Source organism: Agrobacterium pusense, from assembly GCF_900102105.1.
Classification (GTDB): Bacteria; Pseudomonadota; Alphaproteobacteria; order Rhizobiales; family Rhizobiaceae; genus Agrobacterium; species Agrobacterium pusense.
In genome coordinates this window covers 64,709-84,978 of sequence record NZ_FNBB01000005.1, presented here as the reverse complement: position 1 = coordinate 84,978, position 20,270 = coordinate 64,709, and the positions used below count along the sequence as shown (strand labels likewise).

The 20,270-nt window shown below is 60.2% G+C and carries 21 protein-coding genes and 1 tRNA gene; 14 read left to right on the top strand and 8 right to left on the bottom strand.

Annotated elements, in window-relative coordinates; genetic code table 11:
* The first annotated feature begins 10 nt into the window (after positions 1–10).
* The 5 genes from BLU28_RS14105 to BLU28_RS14080 all read left to right on the top strand — a co-directional run bounded on the left by BLU28_RS14105 (position 11) and on the right by BLU28_RS14080 (position 5,480).
* Positions 11–1,120 carry an RHE_PE00001 family protein gene (locus BLU28_RS14105; RefSeq protein ID WP_077987893.1) on the top strand — a complete coding sequence of 370 codons (1,110 nt, stop codon included), beginning with the start codon at positions 11–13 and terminating at the stop codon, positions 1,118–1,120.
* A 248-nt stretch (positions 1,121–1,368) separates the two neighbouring features.
* On the top strand, positions 1,369–1,599 hold the full coding sequence (locus tag BLU28_RS14100; RefSeq protein WP_004437583.1) for a helix-turn-helix domain-containing protein: 231 nt from the start codon (positions 1,369–1,371) through the stop codon (positions 1,597–1,599).
* 231 nt (positions 1,600–1,830) lie between these two features.
* The gene (locus BLU28_RS14095) at positions 1,831–3,081 is read left to right on the top strand and encodes an adenylate/guanylate cyclase domain-containing protein (RefSeq protein ID WP_022563403.1); all 1,251 of its coding nucleotides are present in this window, start codon (positions 1,831–1,833) and stop codon (positions 3,079–3,081) included.
* 232 nt (positions 3,082–3,313) lie between these two features.
* Complete coding sequence (gene iolG, locus BLU28_RS14085) at positions 3,314–4,306, top strand: inositol 2-dehydrogenase (RefSeq protein WP_022563402.1); 993 nt, start codon at positions 3,314–3,316, stop codon at positions 4,304–4,306.
* 292 nt (positions 4,307–4,598) lie between these two features.
* Positions 4,599–5,480: a DMT family transporter gene (locus BLU28_RS14080; RefSeq protein ID WP_022563401.1), complete on the top strand. Its 882-nt coding sequence runs from the start codon at positions 4,599–4,601 to the stop codon at positions 5,478–5,480.
* Between the two features lie 23 nt (positions 5,481–5,503).
* Here BLU28_RS14080 and BLU28_RS14075 read toward each other — a convergent pair whose 3' ends face one another.
* Positions 5,504–6,559: an ornithine cyclodeaminase gene (locus tag BLU28_RS14075; RefSeq protein ID WP_034500187.1), complete on the bottom strand. Its 1,056-nt coding sequence runs from the start codon at positions 6,557–6,559 to the stop codon at positions 5,504–5,506.
* Positions 6,560–6,572: 13 nt separating this feature from the next.
* Positions 6,573–7,493, bottom strand: a complete 921-nt coding sequence (rocF, locus tag BLU28_RS14070) for an arginase (protein WP_022563399.1) — start codon at positions 7,491–7,493, stop codon at positions 6,573–6,575.
* Between the two features lie 130 nt (positions 7,494–7,623).
* On the opposite strand from rocF, the gene BLU28_RS14065 reads away from it, so the two are divergent.
* Together BLU28_RS14065 and BLU28_RS14060 are read left to right on the top strand one after the other, a co-directional pair.
* A complete protein-coding gene (locus BLU28_RS14065) occupies positions 7,624–8,061 on the top strand; it encodes an Lrp/AsnC family transcriptional regulator (protein WP_006698144.1) in 438 nt (145 codons plus the stop codon).
* 122 nt (positions 8,062–8,183) lie between these two features.
* Positions 8,184–8,257: transfer RNA gene (locus tag BLU28_RS14060), tRNA-Gln, on the top strand.
* A 58-nt stretch (positions 8,258–8,315) separates the two neighbouring features.
* Here the strand turns inward: BLU28_RS14060 and BLU28_RS14055 are convergent.
* Positions 8,316–9,158, bottom strand: a complete 843-nt coding sequence (locus BLU28_RS14055) for a LysR family transcriptional regulator (protein WP_022563397.1) — start codon at positions 9,156–9,158, stop codon at positions 8,316–8,318.
* A 90-nt stretch (positions 9,159–9,248) separates the two neighbouring features.
* On the opposite strand from BLU28_RS14055, the gene BLU28_RS14050 reads away from it, so the two are divergent.
* Both BLU28_RS14050 and BLU28_RS14045 read left to right on the top strand, forming a co-directional pair.
* Entirely contained in the window at positions 9,249–9,650 is a 402-nt protein-coding gene (locus tag BLU28_RS14050; RefSeq protein ID WP_034500184.1) for a tautomerase family protein, read from the top strand.
* 44 nt (positions 9,651–9,694) lie between these two features.
* Complete coding sequence (locus tag BLU28_RS14045; RefSeq protein ID WP_022563395.1) at positions 9,695–10,588, top strand: DMT family transporter; 894 nt, start codon at positions 9,695–9,697, stop codon at positions 10,586–10,588.
* A 14-nt stretch (positions 10,589–10,602) separates the two neighbouring features.
* Here the strand turns inward: BLU28_RS14045 and BLU28_RS14040 are convergent, their stop codons facing one another.
* The 5 genes from BLU28_RS14040 to bioB are packed head-to-tail and all read right to left on the bottom strand — an operon-like array spanning position 10,603 to position 15,703.
* Positions 10,603–11,589, bottom strand: a complete 987-nt coding sequence (locus tag BLU28_RS14040; RefSeq protein ID WP_034500254.1) for a beta-ketoacyl-ACP synthase III — start codon at positions 11,587–11,589, stop codon at positions 10,603–10,605.
* Positions 11,590–11,626: 37 nt separating this feature from the next.
* Positions 11,627–12,919 carry an adenosylmethionine--8-amino-7-oxononanoate transaminase gene (locus tag BLU28_RS14035; protein WP_022563393.1) on the bottom strand — a complete coding sequence of 431 codons (1,293 nt, stop codon included), beginning with the start codon at positions 12,917–12,919 and terminating at the stop codon, positions 11,627–11,629.
* Positions 12,916–13,554, bottom strand: a complete 639-nt coding sequence (gene bioD, locus BLU28_RS14030; RefSeq protein WP_022563392.1) for a dethiobiotin synthase — start codon at positions 13,552–13,554, stop codon at positions 12,916–12,918. The genes BLU28_RS14035 and bioD overlap by 4 nt, the downstream gene beginning before the upstream one ends.
* The gene (locus tag BLU28_RS14025) at positions 13,551–14,696 is read right to left on the bottom strand and encodes an 8-amino-7-oxononanoate synthase (protein ID WP_022563391.1); all 1,146 of its coding nucleotides are present in this window, start codon (positions 14,694–14,696) and stop codon (positions 13,551–13,553) included. Before BLU28_RS14025 ends, bioD begins: the two co-directional genes overlap by 4 nt.
* Positions 14,693–15,703, bottom strand: coding sequence for a biotin synthase BioB (gene bioB, locus BLU28_RS14020; protein WP_411462475.1), 1,011 nt, complete (start codon positions 15,701–15,703; stop codon positions 14,693–14,695). The genes BLU28_RS14025 and bioB overlap by 4 nt, the downstream gene beginning before the upstream one ends.
* A gap of 240 nt (positions 15,704–15,943) precedes the next feature.
* On the opposite strand from bioB, the gene BLU28_RS14015 reads away from it, so the two are divergent.
* The 5 genes from BLU28_RS14015 to BLU28_RS13995 all read left to right on the top strand — a co-directional run bounded on the left by BLU28_RS14015 (position 15,944) and on the right by BLU28_RS13995 (position 20,244).
* Positions 15,944–16,390: an acetyltransferase gene (locus tag BLU28_RS14015; RefSeq protein ID WP_022563388.1), complete on the top strand. Its 447-nt coding sequence runs from the start codon at positions 15,944–15,946 to the stop codon at positions 16,388–16,390.
* Positions 16,391–16,658: 268 nt separating this feature from the next.
* Positions 16,659–17,087: a hypothetical protein gene (locus BLU28_RS14010; RefSeq protein WP_034500252.1), complete on the top strand. Its 429-nt coding sequence runs from the start codon at positions 16,659–16,661 to the stop codon at positions 17,085–17,087.
* Between the two features lie 87 nt (positions 17,088–17,174).
* Positions 17,175–17,405: a hypothetical protein gene (locus BLU28_RS14005; RefSeq protein WP_022563386.1), complete on the top strand. Its 231-nt coding sequence runs from the start codon at positions 17,175–17,177 to the stop codon at positions 17,403–17,405.
* Positions 17,402–18,880, top strand: coding sequence for a TolC family protein (locus BLU28_RS14000; RefSeq protein WP_022563385.1), 1,479 nt, complete (start codon positions 17,402–17,404; stop codon positions 18,878–18,880). Before BLU28_RS14005 ends, BLU28_RS14000 begins: the two co-directional genes overlap by 4 nt.
* Positions 18,881–18,894: 14 nt before the next feature.
* On the top strand, positions 18,895–20,244 hold the full coding sequence (locus BLU28_RS13995; protein WP_022563384.1) for a multicopper oxidase family protein: 1,350 nt from the start codon (positions 18,895–18,897) through the stop codon (positions 20,242–20,244).
* The last annotated feature ends 26 nt before the right edge of the window (positions 20,245–20,270 follow it).

Here is a 20,270-nt window from a genome sequence, read left to right as displayed (position 1 = left end):
AAATATATCAATGATTTACGACATATCCGACATCCAGCTCGAAAAGCTCCTCATCGCCGCCGCCCGCGCGGGCGAAGCGCTGGCGCGGCTGGACGAGCGGATAAGCAGATCGGCGATGAAACAGGGCTTCATCGAAAGGCAGGATTTCACCGACGCCATCTCCTCCATGTGGGTGGACGGCGAACTCGTGCACATGGAAGACCTCGTGTTGCATGACGCCCATATGGATGTGCGTGCGCCAAGCCATGAAATGACGGCGGCACACCGAATCCTCCGCTCGCGGCGGCTGATCTTTGCCAATGCGGCCGGCTGGGCTTTCACTGCACCGGGTCTTTCCCGGCTGCGCGGCAGGGCGTCGCCCGCCGCCGAAGAGATGCTGCCCGCACGGCAGACCGCCGATCAGCCTGCGGGTGAGGAGGCACATGAGGCTGAGACATCGCTGGACGGCGCTTTTTCCGAACTCGACGCCCTTCTGGCGCGAAGCGCAGCCACGCTCGATGCGATCACCACGGGAAACGCGCTTCCGTCGATACACAGGGAGGAAAGCCATGCGCTCATCAACGAGCCTGACTGGGACGAAGACGAACGGCTGAAAGAATGGTGGGACGTGCAGTCGCGGACGGAGGAACTGCCGGCAATTCTGCGCACCGCCATCCTGCTTGATTCCTGGAACATGATAGAGGTGCTCCAGCGCAGCCCCTGGCTTGGGCGGCTTCTGGCCTCGGCTTTTCTGCGCGATGGCGCCATCACGCCCGATCACCTGCCGGCCCTGAGCGCCGGTCTTCGTGCCATCCCGAGGGAGCGGCGGCACGCCAGGAACCAGACACAGCGCATCCTCGCACTTCTCGACAGTTTTTATGAGGCGGCGCTGGCCAGCATGAAGGAACACGACCGGCTGAGCCATGCGCGGGAGCGGATGATGCGCAAGTTGGCCGGCCGCCGTTCCTCTTCGCGATTGCCCGAACTCGTCGAGCTGGTCGTCTCCCGCCCCGTGGTCTCGGCAGCCATGATCGTGAAGGAACTCGGCACCACGCCACAGGGCGCAATCGGCCTCGCCAACCAGCTGGAATTGCGGGAGGTTACCGGTCGTGGCCGTTTCCGCGCCTGGGGCATGCTGTAGCGGCCCCTTGCAGACGATCCGGAAGGTAAAAAGGACCGTTTCGCAGCCGCTTTCGCATGGAAACGTGCCTCGTCAATTCGGCGATCACGAATCTTAACAAAATTTAACTATTGCGTAGGTCAACGAAGCGGCTATGTTCCTCGCTGCGTTGCAACACCGATTTCTTCTCCGGCAACGCGGTCGCATTCGGCCCGGCAACTTTTCTCTGCCGCCCGCATTTAAGTGTCCATCATCAGGGAGATGCAATAATGACAATTTCAGTTTCACAACCCGATTCCGATCACGAAACCGATGCTCCTTTCGCCAAAAAGGTCCTGGCAGCGCGTAATCTTGCCGGCTATACGATCGAGCAGCTAGCCGTGACCTGTGGCCTCACCACGAGCGAAATACGTGCCCTGGAAGACGGCACGGACAGCGACCCCCTGCGCATCCGGCGTGTTGCCGCCGCGCTGCATATTCCGGTCGAAACCGTTATCTGATCTTTCCTATCGATCACGAAAAATCTCAGCGCCGCCGGGAAGATGTTCCCGGGAACATCGAGGCGGCGCACGCAGCCCGGAGGCTGCCGATTCTTTCGGAACATTTTCCGCATCCGCTCCCTTAACATTTTCGTTATCCGGCACCACATGCAATTCGCGAGCGGGGACGTTCAGCGACATTCGACATGTATCCCGCCCGCCGAGAGCAGCAACAACCTCCGGAATCCTGCCATGACATTTACGCTCGACACCGAAGAACGGGTTTCTTCAGCATTGGCTGAATTGTGGCCGGCGGAGAAAACCGAGACTCTCGACTGGCTGGTCACCGGCACCAAGGACGAACGCTTCATCGACGAAATCTTCGTGGAGCTTTGCAACCGCTTGCGGGCAAGCGGAATTTCGGTGGCGCGCGGCGTTCTGGCTTTCCGTATCCGCCATCCGCAATGGCTGGGCGCGCGGATTTTATGGAAAGCCGGCATGTCCGAAGCCGAGATCGTCACTTATGGCTACGGCTCGGAAAACACCCCCGAATATCTCAACAGCCCGATCAGGGACATTCACCAGGGCGCCAGCGAAATCCGGCATCGCCTGAACGTCGACGCCATCGACGAAACAGGTTACACGATCTATGAGGAGCTGCGGTCGGAAGGGCTGACGGATTATTGCGCCTGGCCTATTGAGCACACGTTTGGCAAACGCCACGTCGCATCATTTTCCAGCGATCGCCCCGGCGGCTTTTCCGACGAAGAGATCGTCGCGCTGAAAAACCTCCTGCCCGCGCTCGCGCTGGTGAGCGAGATACGCCTGAAGAACAGGATGACACGCACCCTTCTGGAAACCTATGTGGGACCACATGCGGGCGAAAAGATCCTGAACGGCGCCACGACACGCGGCAGCGGCATGACGGTGGGAGCAGCAATCCTGATCTGCGACCTGCGCAATTTTACCCATATTTCCGATCTATGGCCGCGTGACGATGTGATCGAGCTTCTGAACGGTTATTTCGACGCCATGTGTGATCCGATCGAGGAATTTGGCGGGGAAATCCTGAAATTCATGGGCGACGGGCTGCTGGCGATCTTCCCGCTCAGCAACCCGGATGCTTGCGGAAACCTCCTGAAGGCCATTGCCAGGGCGCAACGGAGCCTGATCGCACTCAATGAGATCAACCGGCAAAAAGGCCATGACCCCTTGGGTTATGGCATCGGCGTTCACGTCGGCGATGTCATGTACGGCAATATCGGCTCGAAAACCCGGCTCGATTTCACCGTCATCGGACCCGCCGTCAACATCGCATCGCGGCTTGAGACGCTGACCAAGGAAACAGGGCGCAACGTTCTCTTCTCCGAAGAATTCGTGCGCATGGCTGGCAACGAGACCGGGTTCGAAAGTCTGGGCCCTTGGCTGTTGCGCGGCCTCGAAACCCCGGTCGAAGTTTACGCTCTTCCGCAAAATCCCGCATCGGCGCCCGTCGCCGCCTGATGGGCTGCGCCTGCTGCCCAGCTTGTAACGGCCCATTTTAAGCCGAACGGCATCTCCCCGACACCCTCCGGAGCCGTGATTTCGGCTACCCTGCGCGACGTCAAATCGCTTGACACGCCATGCCTGTCGATCTAGCAAAATGGAACATATATTCTATATCGAAACATTGTTTGCATTCATATTCTGCCTGTCCGGGAGTGACGGGCGGACGCGTGAAGGAACCGGAGGAAAAATGGTTACGAAATTGGCCCTGCTTGGCGCCGGACGGATCGGCAAGGTCCATGCAAAGGCGATCACCACCGACAGCCGCGCGCAGCTGGTGGCTGTCGTGGACGCCATGGCCGGCGCTGCGGAAGCAATCGCGCGGGAGGCCCACTGCATGGTCAGCACGATCGAGGAGGTTCTGGCCGACGAAACGATCGACGCGGTCATCATCTGCACGCCGACCAACACCCATGCGGATCTGATCGAGCGTTTCGCCCGCGCCGGCAAGGCGATCTTCTGCGAAAAGCCCGTTGATCTCGATGTTGCCCGCGCGGAAGCCTGCGCCAAGGTGGTGGAAGAGACCGGTGCGAAGGTCATGCTCGGTTTCAACCGGCGTTTCGACCCGCATTTTCAGGCTGTTCACAAGGCGATCGACGACGGCCGCATCGGCAAGGTCGAAATGGTGACAATCACCAGTCGCGATCCCGGCCCGCCCCCGGCCGAATATATCAAGGTTTCCGGCGGCATTTTCCGCGACATGACCATTCATGATTTCGACATGGCCCGTTTCCTGCTCGGTGAGGAAGTGGAAAGCGTGTTCGCCACCGGTTCCGTTCTGGTCAATCCGGAGATCGGCGCACTCGGTGATTTCGACAGCGCCAGCATCGTTCTGACGACGAAAAGCGGCAGGCAGGCGATTATTTCAAACTCTCGCCGCGCGACCTATGGTTACGACCAGCGCATCGAGGTACACGGTTCGCTCGGTTCGGCAGCGGCCGAAAACCAGCGCCCGGTTTCCATCGAAATCGCCAATGCGGATGGCTACACCCGGCCACCGCTGCATGATTTCTTCATGACGCGTTACACGGCAGCCTATGCTGCGGAAATCACTGCTTTCATTGACAGCATTGAAAATAACACCGCGCCCTCTCCATCCATCAAGGACGGTTTGATCGCGCTGAAGCTCGCCGATGCGGCGCTGAAATCCGCAACGTCGAAAACGGTCGTGACGATCGCCTGAGGTAGCGGCCGTAGCGCCGCGCGTCCTGCCGAACTCTCTGTCCGCCGCGCAATTGTCGACGGCGGACAGCCGTGCCTTTCCCAAGGCCTCGCCAGCGGGCATATCGGGCACATCGTCCAGATCCACATTGATCCGCGGCGCTCAAATCCACAACAGGCTGCTTCCGGGCTTGCATGGCTGCTATTCGGAAAATAAGGTTGTCTGACAAGGTGCGGCCATAACATATGGCCATATCCATCTCATTCACGCCGAATCCTTTTTTTGCCGGCAAACTCCGGACAGCGGTTTTTCCATGCCATCAGCCAAGACCGGTTTTCTTTATGCGCTTGTCGCCTTCACGATCTTTGCGGCGCAGGATGGCATATCGAAACATCTGGGCAGCGCCTACCCACCGGTCTTCGTCGCCATGTTGCGCTATTGGGCCTTTGCCGTTTTCGTTCTGCTGATGGCGGCAAAGTCTTCAGGCGGCATTCGCGGTGCCGCCATCGCCAATCGCCCCTGGCTGCAGATCAGCCGTGGTGTCCTCCTTGCCATACAGATCGTCTTTTCGATTTTCTCCTTCGCAATCGTCGGCCTTGCCCACAGCCATTCCATCATCGCTTCCGCCCCGCTCATCGTCGCGGCGCTTTCCGTGCCGCTGCTGGGAGAAAAAGTGGGCTGGCGGCGCTGGTGCGCTATTTTTGTCGGTTTCATCGGCGTTCTCGTTATTCTCAAACCCGATGGCGAAGGTTTCGACAAGAGCCTGCTGATCACCTTCGTCGCCGCATTCATGCTGGCGCTTTATGGTGTGCTGACGCGGCTCGGCAGCCGGAGCGATACGGCCATGACAAGCTTCTTTTATACCGGCGTGGCGGGCGCGGCCGCCCTGACGCTGGTTGGCCCGTTTTATTGGGTCAGTCTGGCGCCCCATGACTGGGGATGGATGCTGGCCCTGTGCATTACCGGCATGAGCGGCCATTACTGCCTGATTAAAGCCTTCGAACTGGCGGATGCGGCTTCCGTGCAGCCTTTTTCCTATTACCAGCTCGTGCTCGTCTCCATCATCGGCGTCACCATCTATGGCGAGGTCGTGACTTCCAATATGGTGATCGGCGCGGCCATCGTCATAGCAGCCGGTCTTTTCACCATCTGGCGGGAACACATGACCGCACGGAAGGGTCGCCGGCAAGGCTGATATGCTTGCCGGCCGGAGCCGGCCTAGACGAGAGCCGCCTCGCAGCGCAGCAGCATGCCGAAAAGATCCCGCGGCTCATCCGGATCCGCCAGCAGGTCCAACTCCGTATAGAGCCCGGTGGACGGCAGTTTTGAGCGTACATAACGCAGCGCCGAAAAATCTTCAGTCGCGAAACCCACGCTGTCGAACAGTGTGATCTGCCTGTCGTTTGCCCGGCCTTGCTGTTCACCCGTTATGACCCGCCACAGCTCGGTAACGGGGTAATCCGGAGGCAATTGCTGAATTTCGCCCTCAATACGCGTCTGCGGCGGATATTCGACAAAAATGTCGGATCGCAACAGAATATCCCGGTGCAATTCCGTCTTGCCGGGACAATCCCCGCCAACAGCGTTGATGTGGATGCCGGGGCCGACCATGTTGTCAGTCAGGATCGTCGCATATTGCTTGTCGGCAGTGACCGTCGTGACGATATCCGCGCCTTCCACCACTTCTTCCGCACTGTCGCAGATCTTGATGGCAAAGCCCTGCCCGGCGAGATTGCGGGCGCATTTCTCGCTGGCGGAGCGGTCGATGTCAAACAGCCGCAACGTATCGATGCCGAGAATGGCCTTGAACGCCCGCGCCTGGAATTCGCTCTGTGCGCCATTGCCGATAATGGCCATGGAACGGGCGTTTTGGCGGGCGAGATATTTCGCCGCGACGGCGGAGGTGGCGGCAGTGCGCAGCGCGGTCAGGATCGTCATTTCGGTCAGAAGCAGCGGATAACCATTGCCGACATCGGAAAGCACGCCGAAGGCCGTCACGGTCTGGCGGCCTTCCTTCATGTTCTTCGGGTGGCCGTTGACATATTTGAAGCCGTAAAGCGTGCCATCGCTGGTCGGCATCAGCTCGATGACACCCTCCGTCGAATGGGAGGCGATGCGCGGGGTCTTGTCGAAGCTTTGCCAGCGACGGAAATCCTCCTCCACCACATCGGCGAGCTCACGCAGGAACGTGTCGATGCCCACCTTGAGCACCAGCTTCATCATGTGATCGACGCTGACGAAAGGCACGATATTGAGGTTTGGTATCACGGTCATCACATCACCCCTTTCAGCCGGCCCGCGTCGGACGGTCCATGACCCGCTTGCCCATCAGGCTGGTGGCAAGATCCACCATCAGCGTCGCGGTCCTGCCGCGCTCATCGAGAAACGGATTGAGTTCCACGAGATCGAGGCTGCAGACCAGCCCGCTGTCATGCAGCATCTCCATGACAAGATGGGCTTCGCGGAATGTCGCGCCGCCCGGCACCGTGGTGCCGACAGCCGGTGCGATGGACGGCTCCAGAAAATCGACATCGAGGCTGACATGCAAAAGCCCGTTTGCCGCCTGAACCCGCGCTAGGAATTCACGCAGCAGCACGGCAACGCCATGCTCGTCAATCGAACGCATGTCGTGAACGGTGATGCCGCTTTTTTCCAGAGCGGCCCTCTCGGCAGGGTCGACGCTGCGGATGCCGATCATGCCGATATTCTCTTCCGGAACAGCATGGGAAAGCGGCGGGAAATAACCGGAAAAACCGTCACGCCCGCTGAAATAGGCGACCGGCGTGCCATGCAGATTGCCGCTGCGTGTGGTTTCAAGGGTGTGATAATCTGTATGAGCATCGAGCCAGAGGACGAAGAATGGCCGACCCGTCTCAGCCACGCGGCGCGCCATGCCGGCAACCGTCCCCGCCGAAATCGCATGGTCGCCGCCGAGGAAGATCGGCACGGCGTCCGCGCTTCCGCGATAGGCCGCTTCCGTCAGCGCCTCTGTCCAGGCCACTGTCTCGGAAAGATGGTGTACGGCAGGATTCGGATGGCAAAATTCCCGAAGCGGCGCGGGCATCACATTGCCCGTATCCACCACCCGATGCCCCAGCTCTTCGAGGGCATGGGCAAGCCCCGCGACGCGATAGGCGCTCGGCCCCATTTCGCATCCCAATTGCCCGGCCCCGATCTGCAACGGCGCACCAACAAGCCTGATATCCATTCCCGTCCTCATTTTCCCGACCGATAACTCCACTAGACCACGGAAACATGGCAGAACGAACATCAAAGATTGGCAATATTATCGAAATAAGCTACCGTTTTGGTAAAATCATTTTATCGAAATGGCAGGTATGGACAAACTCGACGAACGCCTCATCACCCTTCTTCGGCATAATGGCCGGCGCAGCATCTCCGACCTGGCCGTGGAGACTGAAACCTCGCGCGCGACGGTTCGCTCGCGCGTCGAAAGAATGGAAAATGACGGTACGATCATCGGTTATACCGTTATCCTGCGCGCCGACGCCGTTGAAGCCGCAATCCGCGGCATCATGATGATCGAGATCGAAGGCCATGTGACGGACCGCGTCATCCGCACGCTCGGCGGCTTTCCGGAAATCTCCGAAATCCACACCACCAACGGCCGCTGGGATCTGATCGTGGAACTGAATGCCGCGACACTTAGCGATTTCGACGCCGTGCTCCGCCGCATCCGCCTCGTGCCCGGGATTACCGGCAGCGAGACCAGCCTGCTGCTCTCCACCCCGCGTTCCACCCGCGCAAGGCTCTGACACAGAGACGAAAGGCAAAAGCAGGATAAAACGCATTTTTCGATTTTTTCGACTTGCGCCCCGGAATAAATCATCTATATGACGACCCACCAAAGCGAACGCGACAACGCGTTTCAGGCTTTTGGGGAATAGTTCAATGGTAGAACAGCGGACTCTGACTCCGTCGATCTTGGTTCGAATCCAGGTTCCCCAGCCAACACCTTAACTCCCTTTACATCCTCGATTTTTGTCTCGTAGCAGATATCATTCCGACGCTACTCACCCGCGGCCGATATCGCGGCGGCGAGCGCCCTGATGGCTGAGGCGTGGGCCGGTGTACGCGCGCGGGAAAGAAGCACGATGTCAGAGATTGGCAACGGTGGCAGGCCCAGCTCGGGGCCGCGATCCGGCAAGCCTCGCGCGCTGATCTCGCCGAGGGCTGCGATGCCTGCGCCGGCAAGCACTCCTTCCAGAAGCGCAGAACAGCTTCCAGCGGTGAATGCATCGCGCCAGGCGACGCCAGCCTTTCCGAGCTCGGCTATCGCAATATCCCGGACACCACACCCCGCCCCAAGAGAGACAAGCGGAACGGCGCTGTTGGTGCGCGGTCGCCAGTCCGGGGCCACACGCCATCCCAGCCTGTCAGTGCGCAGCACTTCGCCATCGGACCCGCCGCCATTGCGACGGATGATTGCGGCATCGGCCAGTCCGGAAGCGAAGTTTTCCTTCACCTGCCGGGAAAAACCCAAGGTCACATCAATCACAGCATTAGCCGGCAGCGACGCGCGCATTGCTCTTATCGCCGCCGAAAGGCGGGTCCCGATCGCGTGATCGCTGGCCGCCAGTGCAAAGTGCAACGGTGGCTCGTCACTGAAGTTCAGCGCATCCTCATGTTTGGCCAGCAGCTCGCGGGCCTTCGGCAGAAACACCTGCCCATCCTCCGTCAGCCGAAGGTGGCGTGGCGAGCGGTCGATCAACCGTCTGCCGAGACGCTGCTCCAGCATCTTCAGCTTCTGGCTGACGACGGGCTGCACGGTTCCCGCAGCCTCGGCCGCCCTAGTCAGGCTGCCCAGTTCAACGGCGAAAATGAAGAGGCGGACGCTTTCAAGGTCAATCATATAAAATCGCTATGAATAGAATATTATTCATTATCTTCTCATTATGATGAAATTTACGCAAGGTGGTTTTCGGCAACAAGGAGAAACACCATGCCCATGATCAAAACCCGCTACACCAAACCTCAAGACGCTGACGATCCGAAGCTGGAAATCGCCGCTCTCCTGTCCCGGTTGACTGCGGACATCCTGCACAAAGACCCGGCGGTTACCGCCGTTCTCGTCGAAAGTGCCGATCCCGCCGACTGGATCATCGCCGGATCGAGCGTCGCCGAACAGAAGGTCGGCACATTTTATGTCGAGGTTTCGATTACCGATCACACAAACATCAAGGACGAGACGACCGAATGGGTACGCCGTGTTTATGAAGAGATGAACAGGCTGCTTGGCCCCGTGCACGAAGCAAGCTATGTGCTGGTTCACGCCGTGGATGGCGACACCTATGGTTATGGCGGGCAAACGCAGAACCTGCGGTGGGCGCGCAAGCACGCATGATGGGGGCGGGTTAATAAGAAAAGCCCGCGGAGCAGTGGAACGAGATGGTACTCTATGAACTGGCCGCCGTGGGCGCTGCAACCTGCTGGGCGATAACGGGACTGCTCGCCGCCCGCCCGGCGGGGCATCTTGGTGCGCTTGCCTTCAACAGGACAAGGCAGCTTTTTGTCGCCTCGGTGCTCGGTCTTTACGTCCTCGCTTCAGGAACCTGGCGGGACCTGCAACCGGATGCGCTGTGGGCGCTGTTGCTTTCCGGCTTCATCGGCATCTTCGTTGGCGACACGCTGCTTTTCACCTGCCTCAACCGGCTGGGGCCACGCCGCTCCGGAATCCTGTTTGCGCTCAACGCTCCCATCTCCGCCGTGCTTGGCTGGGCTGTTCTCGGGGAACAGCTTTCCGTGACAGCCATAGCCGGTATAGGCCTCACCCTTGCGGGCGTTCTGCTGGCCATCCTTTTCGGCAAGCGCAAGTCGCAGCTGCACGCATGGGAAAGCGTGAAGGGACCGCTCTGGCTCGGCGTCCTCGTCGGCCTTCTCGCAGCTCTCAGCCAAGCCGTTGGCTCGCTGATCGCGAGGCCTGTGATGGCAGCAGGTATCGATCCCATCGCCGCATCCATGCTGCGGGTGGGCGTCGCCGCAATCTGCCTTACGATGTTGACAATGCTCCCCATCAAGGCCGTAAAACCCAAGGGGCCATTGACGGGCAGCATTTTCCTCCAGACGGCGCTGACCGGCACGATCGCGCTCGGCTTCGGCATGACGCTGCTGCTGTTTGCGCTTTCTGGCGGAAAGGTCGGCATTGTCTCCACACTTTCGGCCACCACGCCGGTCATCATCCTGCCATTGCTCTGGCTTAGAACCGGGGAGCGGCCCGCATCTGGTGCGTGGGTGGGAGCCGCTCTTGTCGTTATCGGCATGGCGCTCGTGTTCTGGCGCTGAAGGCCGCCGCGGGGTTAGATGCGATAAACAACCGCTCCGCCCGTCATGCCCGCGCCGGCTGCCGTCAGAAGCAGATTTTCGCCGCTCGCGAAAGGTCGTCCGCTGTTGGTCATGGACAGCGAAAGCGGGATGGTGGCGGCGGACGAATTGCCGAAGCTTTCTATGGTGCGAACCGTCTTTCCCCGCTCGATACCAAGATTGCCACAGACGGCATCAAACATGCGGGCATTGGCCTGATGCGGTACGAAACGGCCGATATCGGCTGCGGTCAGTTCCGCCTCTTCCAGCACGCGCTGTGAGGTCTCGCTCATCAGCGCCACGGCGCGGGAGAAAACCTCCCGGCCATCGCGCATCGTCATCAGGGCATCTTCGGCGGACATATCAGCGCAAAAGGGCCGGCTGCTGCCGCCTGCCGCAATCTGGATGAGATCGTAACCGCTTCCATCGGCAACGAGATCGGCCGACAACAGCCCGCGTTTCGCCTCAGGGCAAGGGGTGAGCACCACAGCGCCGGCGGCATCGGCAAACAGGACGGCGCTCGCCCTTTCCGCCGGATTGATGCGACGGCTGAGAATATTGGCCGCGACAACAAGGACGGCGCGGCCATGGGTACGGACAAAACCATCCGCGAGGGTGAGCGCATAAAGAAAACCGGAACAGGCGCCAGCAAGATCGATCGCACCGGAGCGCGTCAAACCGAGCCTGCGTGCCAGCAGCGGCGCGGAAGGCGGCAGAAGATGGTCCGGCGTGGAGGTCGCAAGCAGCGTAAGCGCAATGTTATCGGGATCGATCTTGGCATCCGCCAGCGCCATCCGGCCCGCCTTTTCCGCAAGGCCACTCAGCGTGTCGTCCTTCTCTGCCCAATAACGGGAGCGAATGCCGGTGCGCCGTTCGATCCAGCCGGCCTCCAACCCGAGGTTGGCCTCTATTTCGGCATTGCCGACGCAACGGGCAGGAACGGCATGGCCGAAACCAGCCATACGGGAAGAGCGTGTCTGCATTGTCATGACTTTCGCAACGGTCCTGGCATCTCCATTTCTAGCTCCCGGCGGCGCGCGAATTTACCGGTGCAGCCTGAGTAACGATCCCGGCAACCTCACCGATGACGTCAAAGGCGCGTGTCAGGTCGTCAGGCGTCGAACAATACGGCGGCATCAGGTAAAGTACGTTGCCGAGCGGGCGGATGAGGAAACCGCGCTCGCGGAACAACTGGCGCATGCGTGGCCCCGCTGCGGAAAGATACCCCCCAGCAGGCACCACAAGATCGAGCGCGGCGATGGTGCCCGCCTGCCGGATATTGGCGAAACGGCCATCATCTGCAAATCGCCCGATATTATCGCCCAGCGCCTGTTGCACCTGCCCGATGCGCTGGAGAACCGGTTCATCCCGCCAGACCTGAAGATTGGCGACGGCAGCGGCGCAGGCGATCGGATTGGCCGTATAGGAGCTCGAATGGAAAAAGGTTTTGCGACGGTCGGTCGAAAAATGCGCATCGAAAATCTCTGCGCTGCACAGCGTTGCCGCCAGCGGCAGGGAACCGCCTGTGAGCCCTTTGGAGGTGCAGAGAATATCCGGCGAAATTGCCGCCTGCTCGCAGGCAAACAGGGTTCCGGTCCTGCCCCAACCGGTCATCACCTCATCGGCGATGACGAGGCAGCCGTGGCGTTCGGCTATCTGTTTCAGCCCGGCAAGAACATGGGCGCCATAGATCTTCATGCCGCCGGCTCCGAGCACCAGGGGTTCGATCAGCAGGGCGGCAATGCGGCCCGAGCGGCAATAGACCTCGAACATATCCAGTGTGCGCTGCTCGCTGTCCGCCTCCGGGAAGGCCAGACGGTCGACGCCGAAAAGCAGCGGCTCATAGGCGGCATTGAACACACCGCGCTCGCCTGTCGACATGGTGCCGATCGTATCGCCATGATAGCCATGCTCCATCACCACGATACGGTCGCGCTTTTCACCGCGATTGTGGAAATAACCGAGCGCCATTTTCAGCGCCACCTCCACCGCCGTCGAGCCGCTGTCGGAATAAAACACATGGTTTAAGCCTGCGGGAGCAAGCTCAATCAGCCCTCGGGCGAGCGTCTCAGCGGACTCATGGGAAAATTCGGCAAAAATAACCTGGTCCAATGTCTCGGTGGCGGCGCGGATGGCCGCCATGATTGCCGGATGCCGGTGCCCGTGGGTGGTGACCCACCAGGATGAAATGGCGTCGAACAGGCGATTGCCATCCTCATCCACCAGAAACGCCCCTTGCGCCGAGACCACATGTTTCATCGGCGGTTCCAGCCCATGCTGGGTGAAGGGATGCCAGACCGGGGAACGGCTCATTCCGGTGCCTCCAGAAAATCAGCGAGATTGAAGTGTTGGGCGAAGGCCTGATGCAGCGCGTCGCTGGTCAGATCCGCCAGGCGTGGCAACCGGCCGAGCGGACGCACCGCGCCTATATTCGAAATGACGCGCTGGTTTTCCCTGTCTTCCTCACCGATGAAAACCACGCCCTGCACCGGAATGGCGCGTTGCCGCAACGCCTCGAGCGACAGCAGCGTGTGGTTGATGGTGCCGAGCGCGGTTCTGGCGCACAGAATGAGCGGAATTTGCCAGCGGGCGAAGATATCGACGAAGAGCACGCTCTCAGTCAGCGGTACCAGAAGCCCGCCTGCGCCTTCGATGACAAGCGGTCCATCCAGCCGCGGCGGCTGTAAAAATGCGGGATCGATCGTGGAATTGTCGAGACGAGCCGAAAGATGCGGCGAGGCAGGCGTCTTCAACCGATAGGCTTCCGGCAGGATGCGCGTAGGCGCGACGCCGGCAAGCCTTGCCACCGTCTCGCTGTCGGTTTCTTCCTCAAGCCCTGACTGCACGGGCTTCCAGTAATGAGCCTTGAGGGCATGGGTAAGCGCTGCGGCAAAAACCGTCTTGCCGATGCCGGTATCGGTGCCAGAGATGACAAAACGGAGACTCACGCCGCGTCCTCCCGCAACGAGAGGGCAAGCAACCCGATCATAGCGGCAATCTGGCTTTCCTCCACATTGAGCGTGATGGCGATGCGCAGCCGCGCCGTGCCTTCCGGCACCGTCGGCGGGCGGATCGCCCGCACATCGAAGCCCCCTTGCCGCAGCCGCGCGGCAATCTTCAGCGAGCGTGCATTGTCGCCGATCATCACCGGAAGGATCTGTGAACCGCTTGGCGCCACGCCGAGTTGGCGCTGTAACTCCTCGCCGGTAAAACTGACCAGTTCTGCCAGTCGCGACCGCCGCCAGGGCTCGTCCGCGACGACGCGCAGGGCTTCCCGCACCGCCGCCGCCATCAGCGGCGAAGGGGCGGTGGAATAGATGAACCCGCGGGCGCGGTTGACGAGATAATCGGCAAGAACCGCAGGCAGGCTCAAAAGCGCGCCGGAGGCCCCGAGCGCCTTGCCGCAGGTGTGAAGCGCCACCACATTGCCACGGCCTTCCAGTGCCGCAGCAAGTCCACGCCCACCGGGGCCGAAGACGCCGGTGGCATGAGCTTCATCGACAACCAGAAAACCACCATGCCGTTCGGCAAGATCGGCAAGCGCCGCGAGCGGCGCGCAATCGCCATCCATGGAATAAAAGCTTTCGACAGCGATCCATGGTCGCCCCTTACCGCCCGCCTGCCGCCAGCGGATTATTTCCCGCTCGAATGCCTCGACCTCATTATGCGGCTCAGCCACCGCCTTGGCCTTTCCCGCCGCAATGCCATCATGCACGCTGGCATGGATCAGGGCATCATGTAGGACAAGATCGTCCCGCATTGGCAGGGTGGAAAAAAGTGCGACATTGGCGGCAAAACCACTGCTGAAATAGATCGCTTTTTCGGCCCCGAAGAACGCCGCCGCTTCCGCTTCCAACGCCTCGTGTTCGGGGTGATTGCCACGCAGCAATCGCGAGCCACCGGCGCCCACCGGCACGCCTCTTGCCATGGCATCAACGATTGCCGCCTTCAGGCGCGGCGCTTCGGCAAGGCCGAGATAATCGTTCGAAGTGAAATCGACCCCCTCGCGCGGTGCAAGCGCACGAAGCCGCGATTTGCGGCTGAGGCCAGCAAGCTTCGCCTCATAGGGGGAGAGCGCCGCGAGGTTCACCGGCAGCCTCCTGCTTCCACAGGCGGCAATTCCATTGGCTTGAGGCCGAGTCGGCGGAAGAGCGCCGTATCGTGATCTTCCCCCGGATTATCCGCCGTCAGCAGCGTTTCGCCGATGAAGATGGAATTGGCGCCGGCCAGGAAACAGAGCGCCTGCGTCTCATCGCTCATCTCGGTACGCCCGGCAGAAAGCCTTACATGCGAACGCGGCATCAGGATGCGGGCAAGCGCGATGGTGCGGACGAATTCGATCGGATCGACAGGATCGGCATTGGCCAGTTTCGAGCCGGGGATCGGGATCAGCATGTTGATCGGAACGCTTTCCGGCGGAGCCGGAAGGTTGGCGAGCGTCACCAGCATCGAAATCCGGTCTTCGACCGTCTCCCCCATGCCGAGAATGCCGCCGGCACAGACTTTGATGCCGGCATCGCGGACATTGGCGAGCGTCGCCAGCCGGTCCTCGAAGGTGCGGGTCGTAATGATCTCGGAATAAAACCGCTCTGACGTATCAACGTTGTGATTATAATAATCCAGCCCGGCATCGGCCAGCCGCTCGGATTGCTCCGGCGTCAGCATGCCAAGCGTCATGCAGGTTTCCATGCCAAGCGCCTTCACGCCTTCGACCATGGCGACAACAGCCTCCATGTCGCGCTCCTTGGGATTACGCCAGGCCGCGCCCATGCAATAACGCGTCGCCCCACCCTCTTTTGCCTTGCGCGCCTCCGCCAGTACCCGCTCGACTTCCATGAGTTTGGAAGCCTTCAGACCGGTCGGATTTCGGGCGGACTGACTGCAGTAACTGCAATCTTCGGGGCAGCCGCCCGTTTTGATCGAAATAAGCCGGCTCATCTGGATTGTATTGGCATCGAAATGACGCCGGTGCACCTGCTGCGCTCGAAACAACAGATCGTTGAAGGGTAAATTATAGATAATTTTCGCCTCTTCGTTGGCGGAATTCGGCTCAGCATCGCTCAAAGCAACCGGTTTTTGGTCAGTCCGCAGCGCCATCTGATCCATACGTCACTCCCAATCCTTTAAATAAATAGATAGAACTTGTTTTTATCTATTTTTTTCCGATGGCATTTTGCAAGCACTTTTTTCTTGAGAGTTTTTTCGACGCGAAATGCAGACACGACCGAGCGGGACAGACAGGCCGCATTTCGAGGGTGGCAATTCCCCACATATTTGCGCACGAAAAGATCGAGCAGGCCCATGGCGCGAAACCGTCCGAATTGCTAAAGCTCGGGAATGATATCACTTCGCACCTCCACCAATGGCGACGCGGCGCGCATCCTCGACATATGGAGCAGGGCCGTTGACGCAACCCATGGCTTTCTACTTCGGCAGGATCGCGTTGCGATCGGCGACGAAGTCAGGGCATTTTTGCCGCAGGCGCCGTTGACGCTTGCCGTCGACGAAACAGACCGCGCCCTGGGTTTCATGTTTCTGCATGAAGGCCATCTGGAGGCGCTGTTCATCGATCCGGACCATCACGGCAAAGGCATCGGCAAGGCCCTGGTGGAAAGTGCGCTTGCGCTTCACCCGGCACTGACAACCGACGTTAACGAGCAAAACGGCGAAGCACTGGGCTTTTATCGCCGGCTGGGCTTCAAGCCGACGGGACGCTCCGATCTCGACGGACAGGGGCGGCCCTATCCGCTCATCCATCTTCGATTTCGCCCGACGGAAGAATAGACCGCCGGCGGCGCGGGGGATGACAGTGCCATGCACACCATCATCCATTTCTGAGCCCGCATTTTCTGCGACGGAGCCGCTTTGCGCTGCCTCCTCCCGAATTCATCGCCGAGGCCGATATTACCTGCATCGTCGGCGAAAGGGCCGCATCAGGCTGTGGTCTTTCGCATGAAATCGGATGGGCGATCAGCTTCACGTCAAGGTTTTCATCAATGGTTATGAACCATATCCATTGACAAATCACGGGACAGCGGCTTTTCTAAAGGCCATGCGTGAAACGTTGCGAGCATCGAAATTGCTGGCCCTTATGTTTAGACTGGTGATGATCCTATCACTGGCTGGCTACAGCGTTTCCACCGTGAATGCCGCAATGCATGGTCCCGACGCCGGCGGAATGCAACACGCTCAATCCGCCACGATGGATCACGGCAAGATGATGGATCATGGCGGCTCGGCGATGATGTCCGACACTCATGGTCGCCACGGCGTCCAGGACCTGCAGGGAATGTCCGACGAGGACGGTGGTGTCAAAAAAACCGCGAAGCCACAATGCTGCGGCGATTTCTGTCTCGGCATGGCGGTTCTGATCGATCACGGCACAGTCGGCACGCCCGTCGTCAGCGGCATCCGCTCCTTCCTCGACGACAGCAAGGCGCTGGGGCAGACCCCGCTTCTTCACCGCCCCCCGAATATCTGAACAGGCAAAGCCCGCCTTTGGGCAATGACCGTGCGTGAGCGGCTGTAACGCCGCTACGCCGTTACATCTCCTGTTCGGAAACGACCCATGAACCCAATTTATATTGTGGTTGCGGCGCCCCTGCTTCTGGGCGGCTGCACAGCCACATCGATGATGAATGACGCCGCCTCCTATGACGACGCGGCAAACCCGACGCTTGCCGTCGCCCCCCTCAGCTACCAAAGCCCGGTCTCGGCTTACACGGCCCGCATGCCGGTCGATCCCAAACCCTGGCGTGACCAGAACGATGCGCAGGCTCCAAAAGGAGACGCATCATGACACCACGTGCATTCAAACTCGGCGCAAAACTGGCAGCCGTTCTATCCATGCCGCTTTTTCTCAGTGGCTGTGTCTCGGCCGCACAATATGCGGCGTCAGATGCTGGGTTCATCAATGTTTCGGCAAAGACATCGGAAGCGACCGGAAAACAGGCCATCTGGGTGCAGAACCGGGTCGAAGCGCAGGCAACACAAGCCCGCGTCAAAACGCTGATGGCGGCCAGCAAGGTCCTTGATGCCGAAACCGCCGTACAGGTTGCGCTGCTGAACAACAAGGGCCTGCAGGCGGCCTATGCCGATGTGGGGGAAGCCGCTGCCACCGCCTGGCAATCGACCATGCTGGTCAATCCGCGGGTCGGCATCGGGCTCACGGGGATCGGCACCCCCGGCCTCAGGGCCTATAAGTCAATCGAGGGTGTGGTCGTCACCAATATCCTGGCACTCGCCACCCTCAAGCAGAATGTGGCGATTGCCGATACCAACTTCCGCAAGGCGCAGCTTGCCGCCGCGCTGAAAACGCTGCAACTGGCGGCAGATACGCGCCGGGCGTGGATCAACGCCGTTGCCGCCCTCGAAAATGTCGGCCAACTGGCGCAGGCGCAGACCGCGGCGGACGCCGCCTCTGAACTCGCTAAGAAGCTTGGCGAGGCGGGCTCGCTCAATAAGGAAGGCCAGGCCCGCGAGCAGGTGTTTTATGCCGAGTTGACAGGCCAGATCGCCAGGGCGCGGCTTGAAGCCCGCCTTGCCAAGGAAGAACTGACGCGGCTGATGGGTCTATGGGGAGCGGATATTGAATACGCCATTCCCAACCGCCTGCCGCAGCTTCCAAAAACACTCGCCAAGCGTGACATGATCGAGGCGGAGGCGCTGCAACGCCGCGTCGATCTGCAGACGGCAAAACTCGATCTTGAGGCGACTGCGCGCTCCTTCAAGCTCACGGAAGCCACCCGCTATGTCACCGATCTCGAGTTGCGCTCCGGTTTCGAGACCGAGCGCGAGCTGGAAGACGGCGAAAAGCACAAACAGACGACCGGCAACGCGGAACTGGAATTCGTCATTCCGATCTTCGATTCCGGCCAGGCGCGCATGCGGGAATCCGAGCTCGCTTATATGCGTGCAGCCAATCTGCTGGCGGAAAAGGCGGTCAATATCCGCTCGGAGGCCCGCTCGGCCTATCAGGCCTATCGCTCGAATTACGATATCGCCCGGCATTACCGCAACAGCGTGGTGCCCCTGCGCACCAAGATCGAGGAAGAGTCGCTGCTGACCTATAACGGCATGCTCACCAACACCTTCGAGCTGCTGGCCGACAGCCGCGAGAAGGTCAATTCAAACCTGCTGGCCATCAATGCCAAACGCGACTTCTGGCTCGCCGAAGCCGGCCTCGCCCCTGCCATTTATGGCGGCGGCGCAGGCGCGTCTGGCGGAGAGACCGAGGTTGCCGCCGCTTCCGGCGGCGGTGGTGGCGGACATTGAGAAAGGGAAAGACCATGTTCAATAGAAGACAACTTCTGGGCGTCAGCGCCGCTATGGTCTCCTCGGCGGCCTGGGCGAAAACCTCGAACAGCAGCCTGCCGGAAGCGGCAGTGATGGAAACGGCGGCAACGCAGGCGCCGGTAAAGCCCACCGCCGGTCCCGATTATAATCCGGTCGTCACCTTGAATGGCTGGACCCTGCCCTTCCGGATGAACAATGGCGTCAAGGAATTCCACCTTGTCGCCGAGCCGGTGGAACGCGAAATGGCCGAGGGCATGACTGCCCGTCTATGGGGTTACAACGGCCAGTCACCGGGCCCCACCATCGAGGTCGTGGAAGGCGACCGGGTGCGCATTTTTGTTACCAACAAGCTGCCGGAACATACGACGATCCACTGGCACGGCATGATCCTGCCATCGGGCATGGACGGGGTGGGTGGACTGTCGCAGCCGCATATCCCCGTCGGCAAGACCTTCGTCTACGAGTTCGACCTCTTGAAGTCGGGCACCTTCATGTACCACCCGCATTCGGACGAGATGGTGCAGATGGCGATGGGCATGATGGGCTTCTTCGTTGTCCATCCGAAGGACCCCACCTTCATGCCGGTGGACCGCGATTTTGTGTTCCTGCTCAACGCCTTCGACATCAATCCCGGCACCTCCGTCCCCAAAATCATGACGATGACGGATTTCAATCTTTGGGCATGGAACAGCCGGGTGTTTCCGGGCATCGATCCGCTGGTGGTTTCCAGGGACGACCGGGTGCGCGTGCGTGTCGGTAACCTGACCATGACCAACCATCCGATCCACATGCACGGTTACGATTTCGAGGTGACCTGCACGGATGGCGGCTGGGTGCGGCCGGAGGCGCGCTGGCCGGAGGTCAGCATCGATATTCCCGTCGGCGCCATGCGGGCTTATGAATTCGACGCCAAATATGTCGGCGACTGGGCGATCCATTGCCACAAGTCACACCATACGATGAACGCCATGGGACATGACGTCCCCACCTTCATCGGCGTCGACAAAAAAAGCGTCACCGAAAAGATCCGCAAGGTCCGGCCGGAATATATGCCGATGGGCACCGCCGGCATGGCGGATATGGGCGCGATGGAAATGGAAATCCCCGAAAATACCGTTCCGATGATGACGGGGTGGGGCCCGCACGGCCCGATCGAAATGGGCGGAATGTTCTCTGTCGTGAAGGTTCGCGAAGGCATTTCCGCGGGCGATTACGCAGACCCCGGCTGGTACGAAAATCCGCCCGGCACGCAGGCCTGGGAGTGGACCGGCGAATTGCCGGACAGCCAAAAAAACACCGACCCCAAAACGCAGATCACGCCGCATCCGATGAAACACGGCTGAATATGACCCACCCTTACAAACCAAGG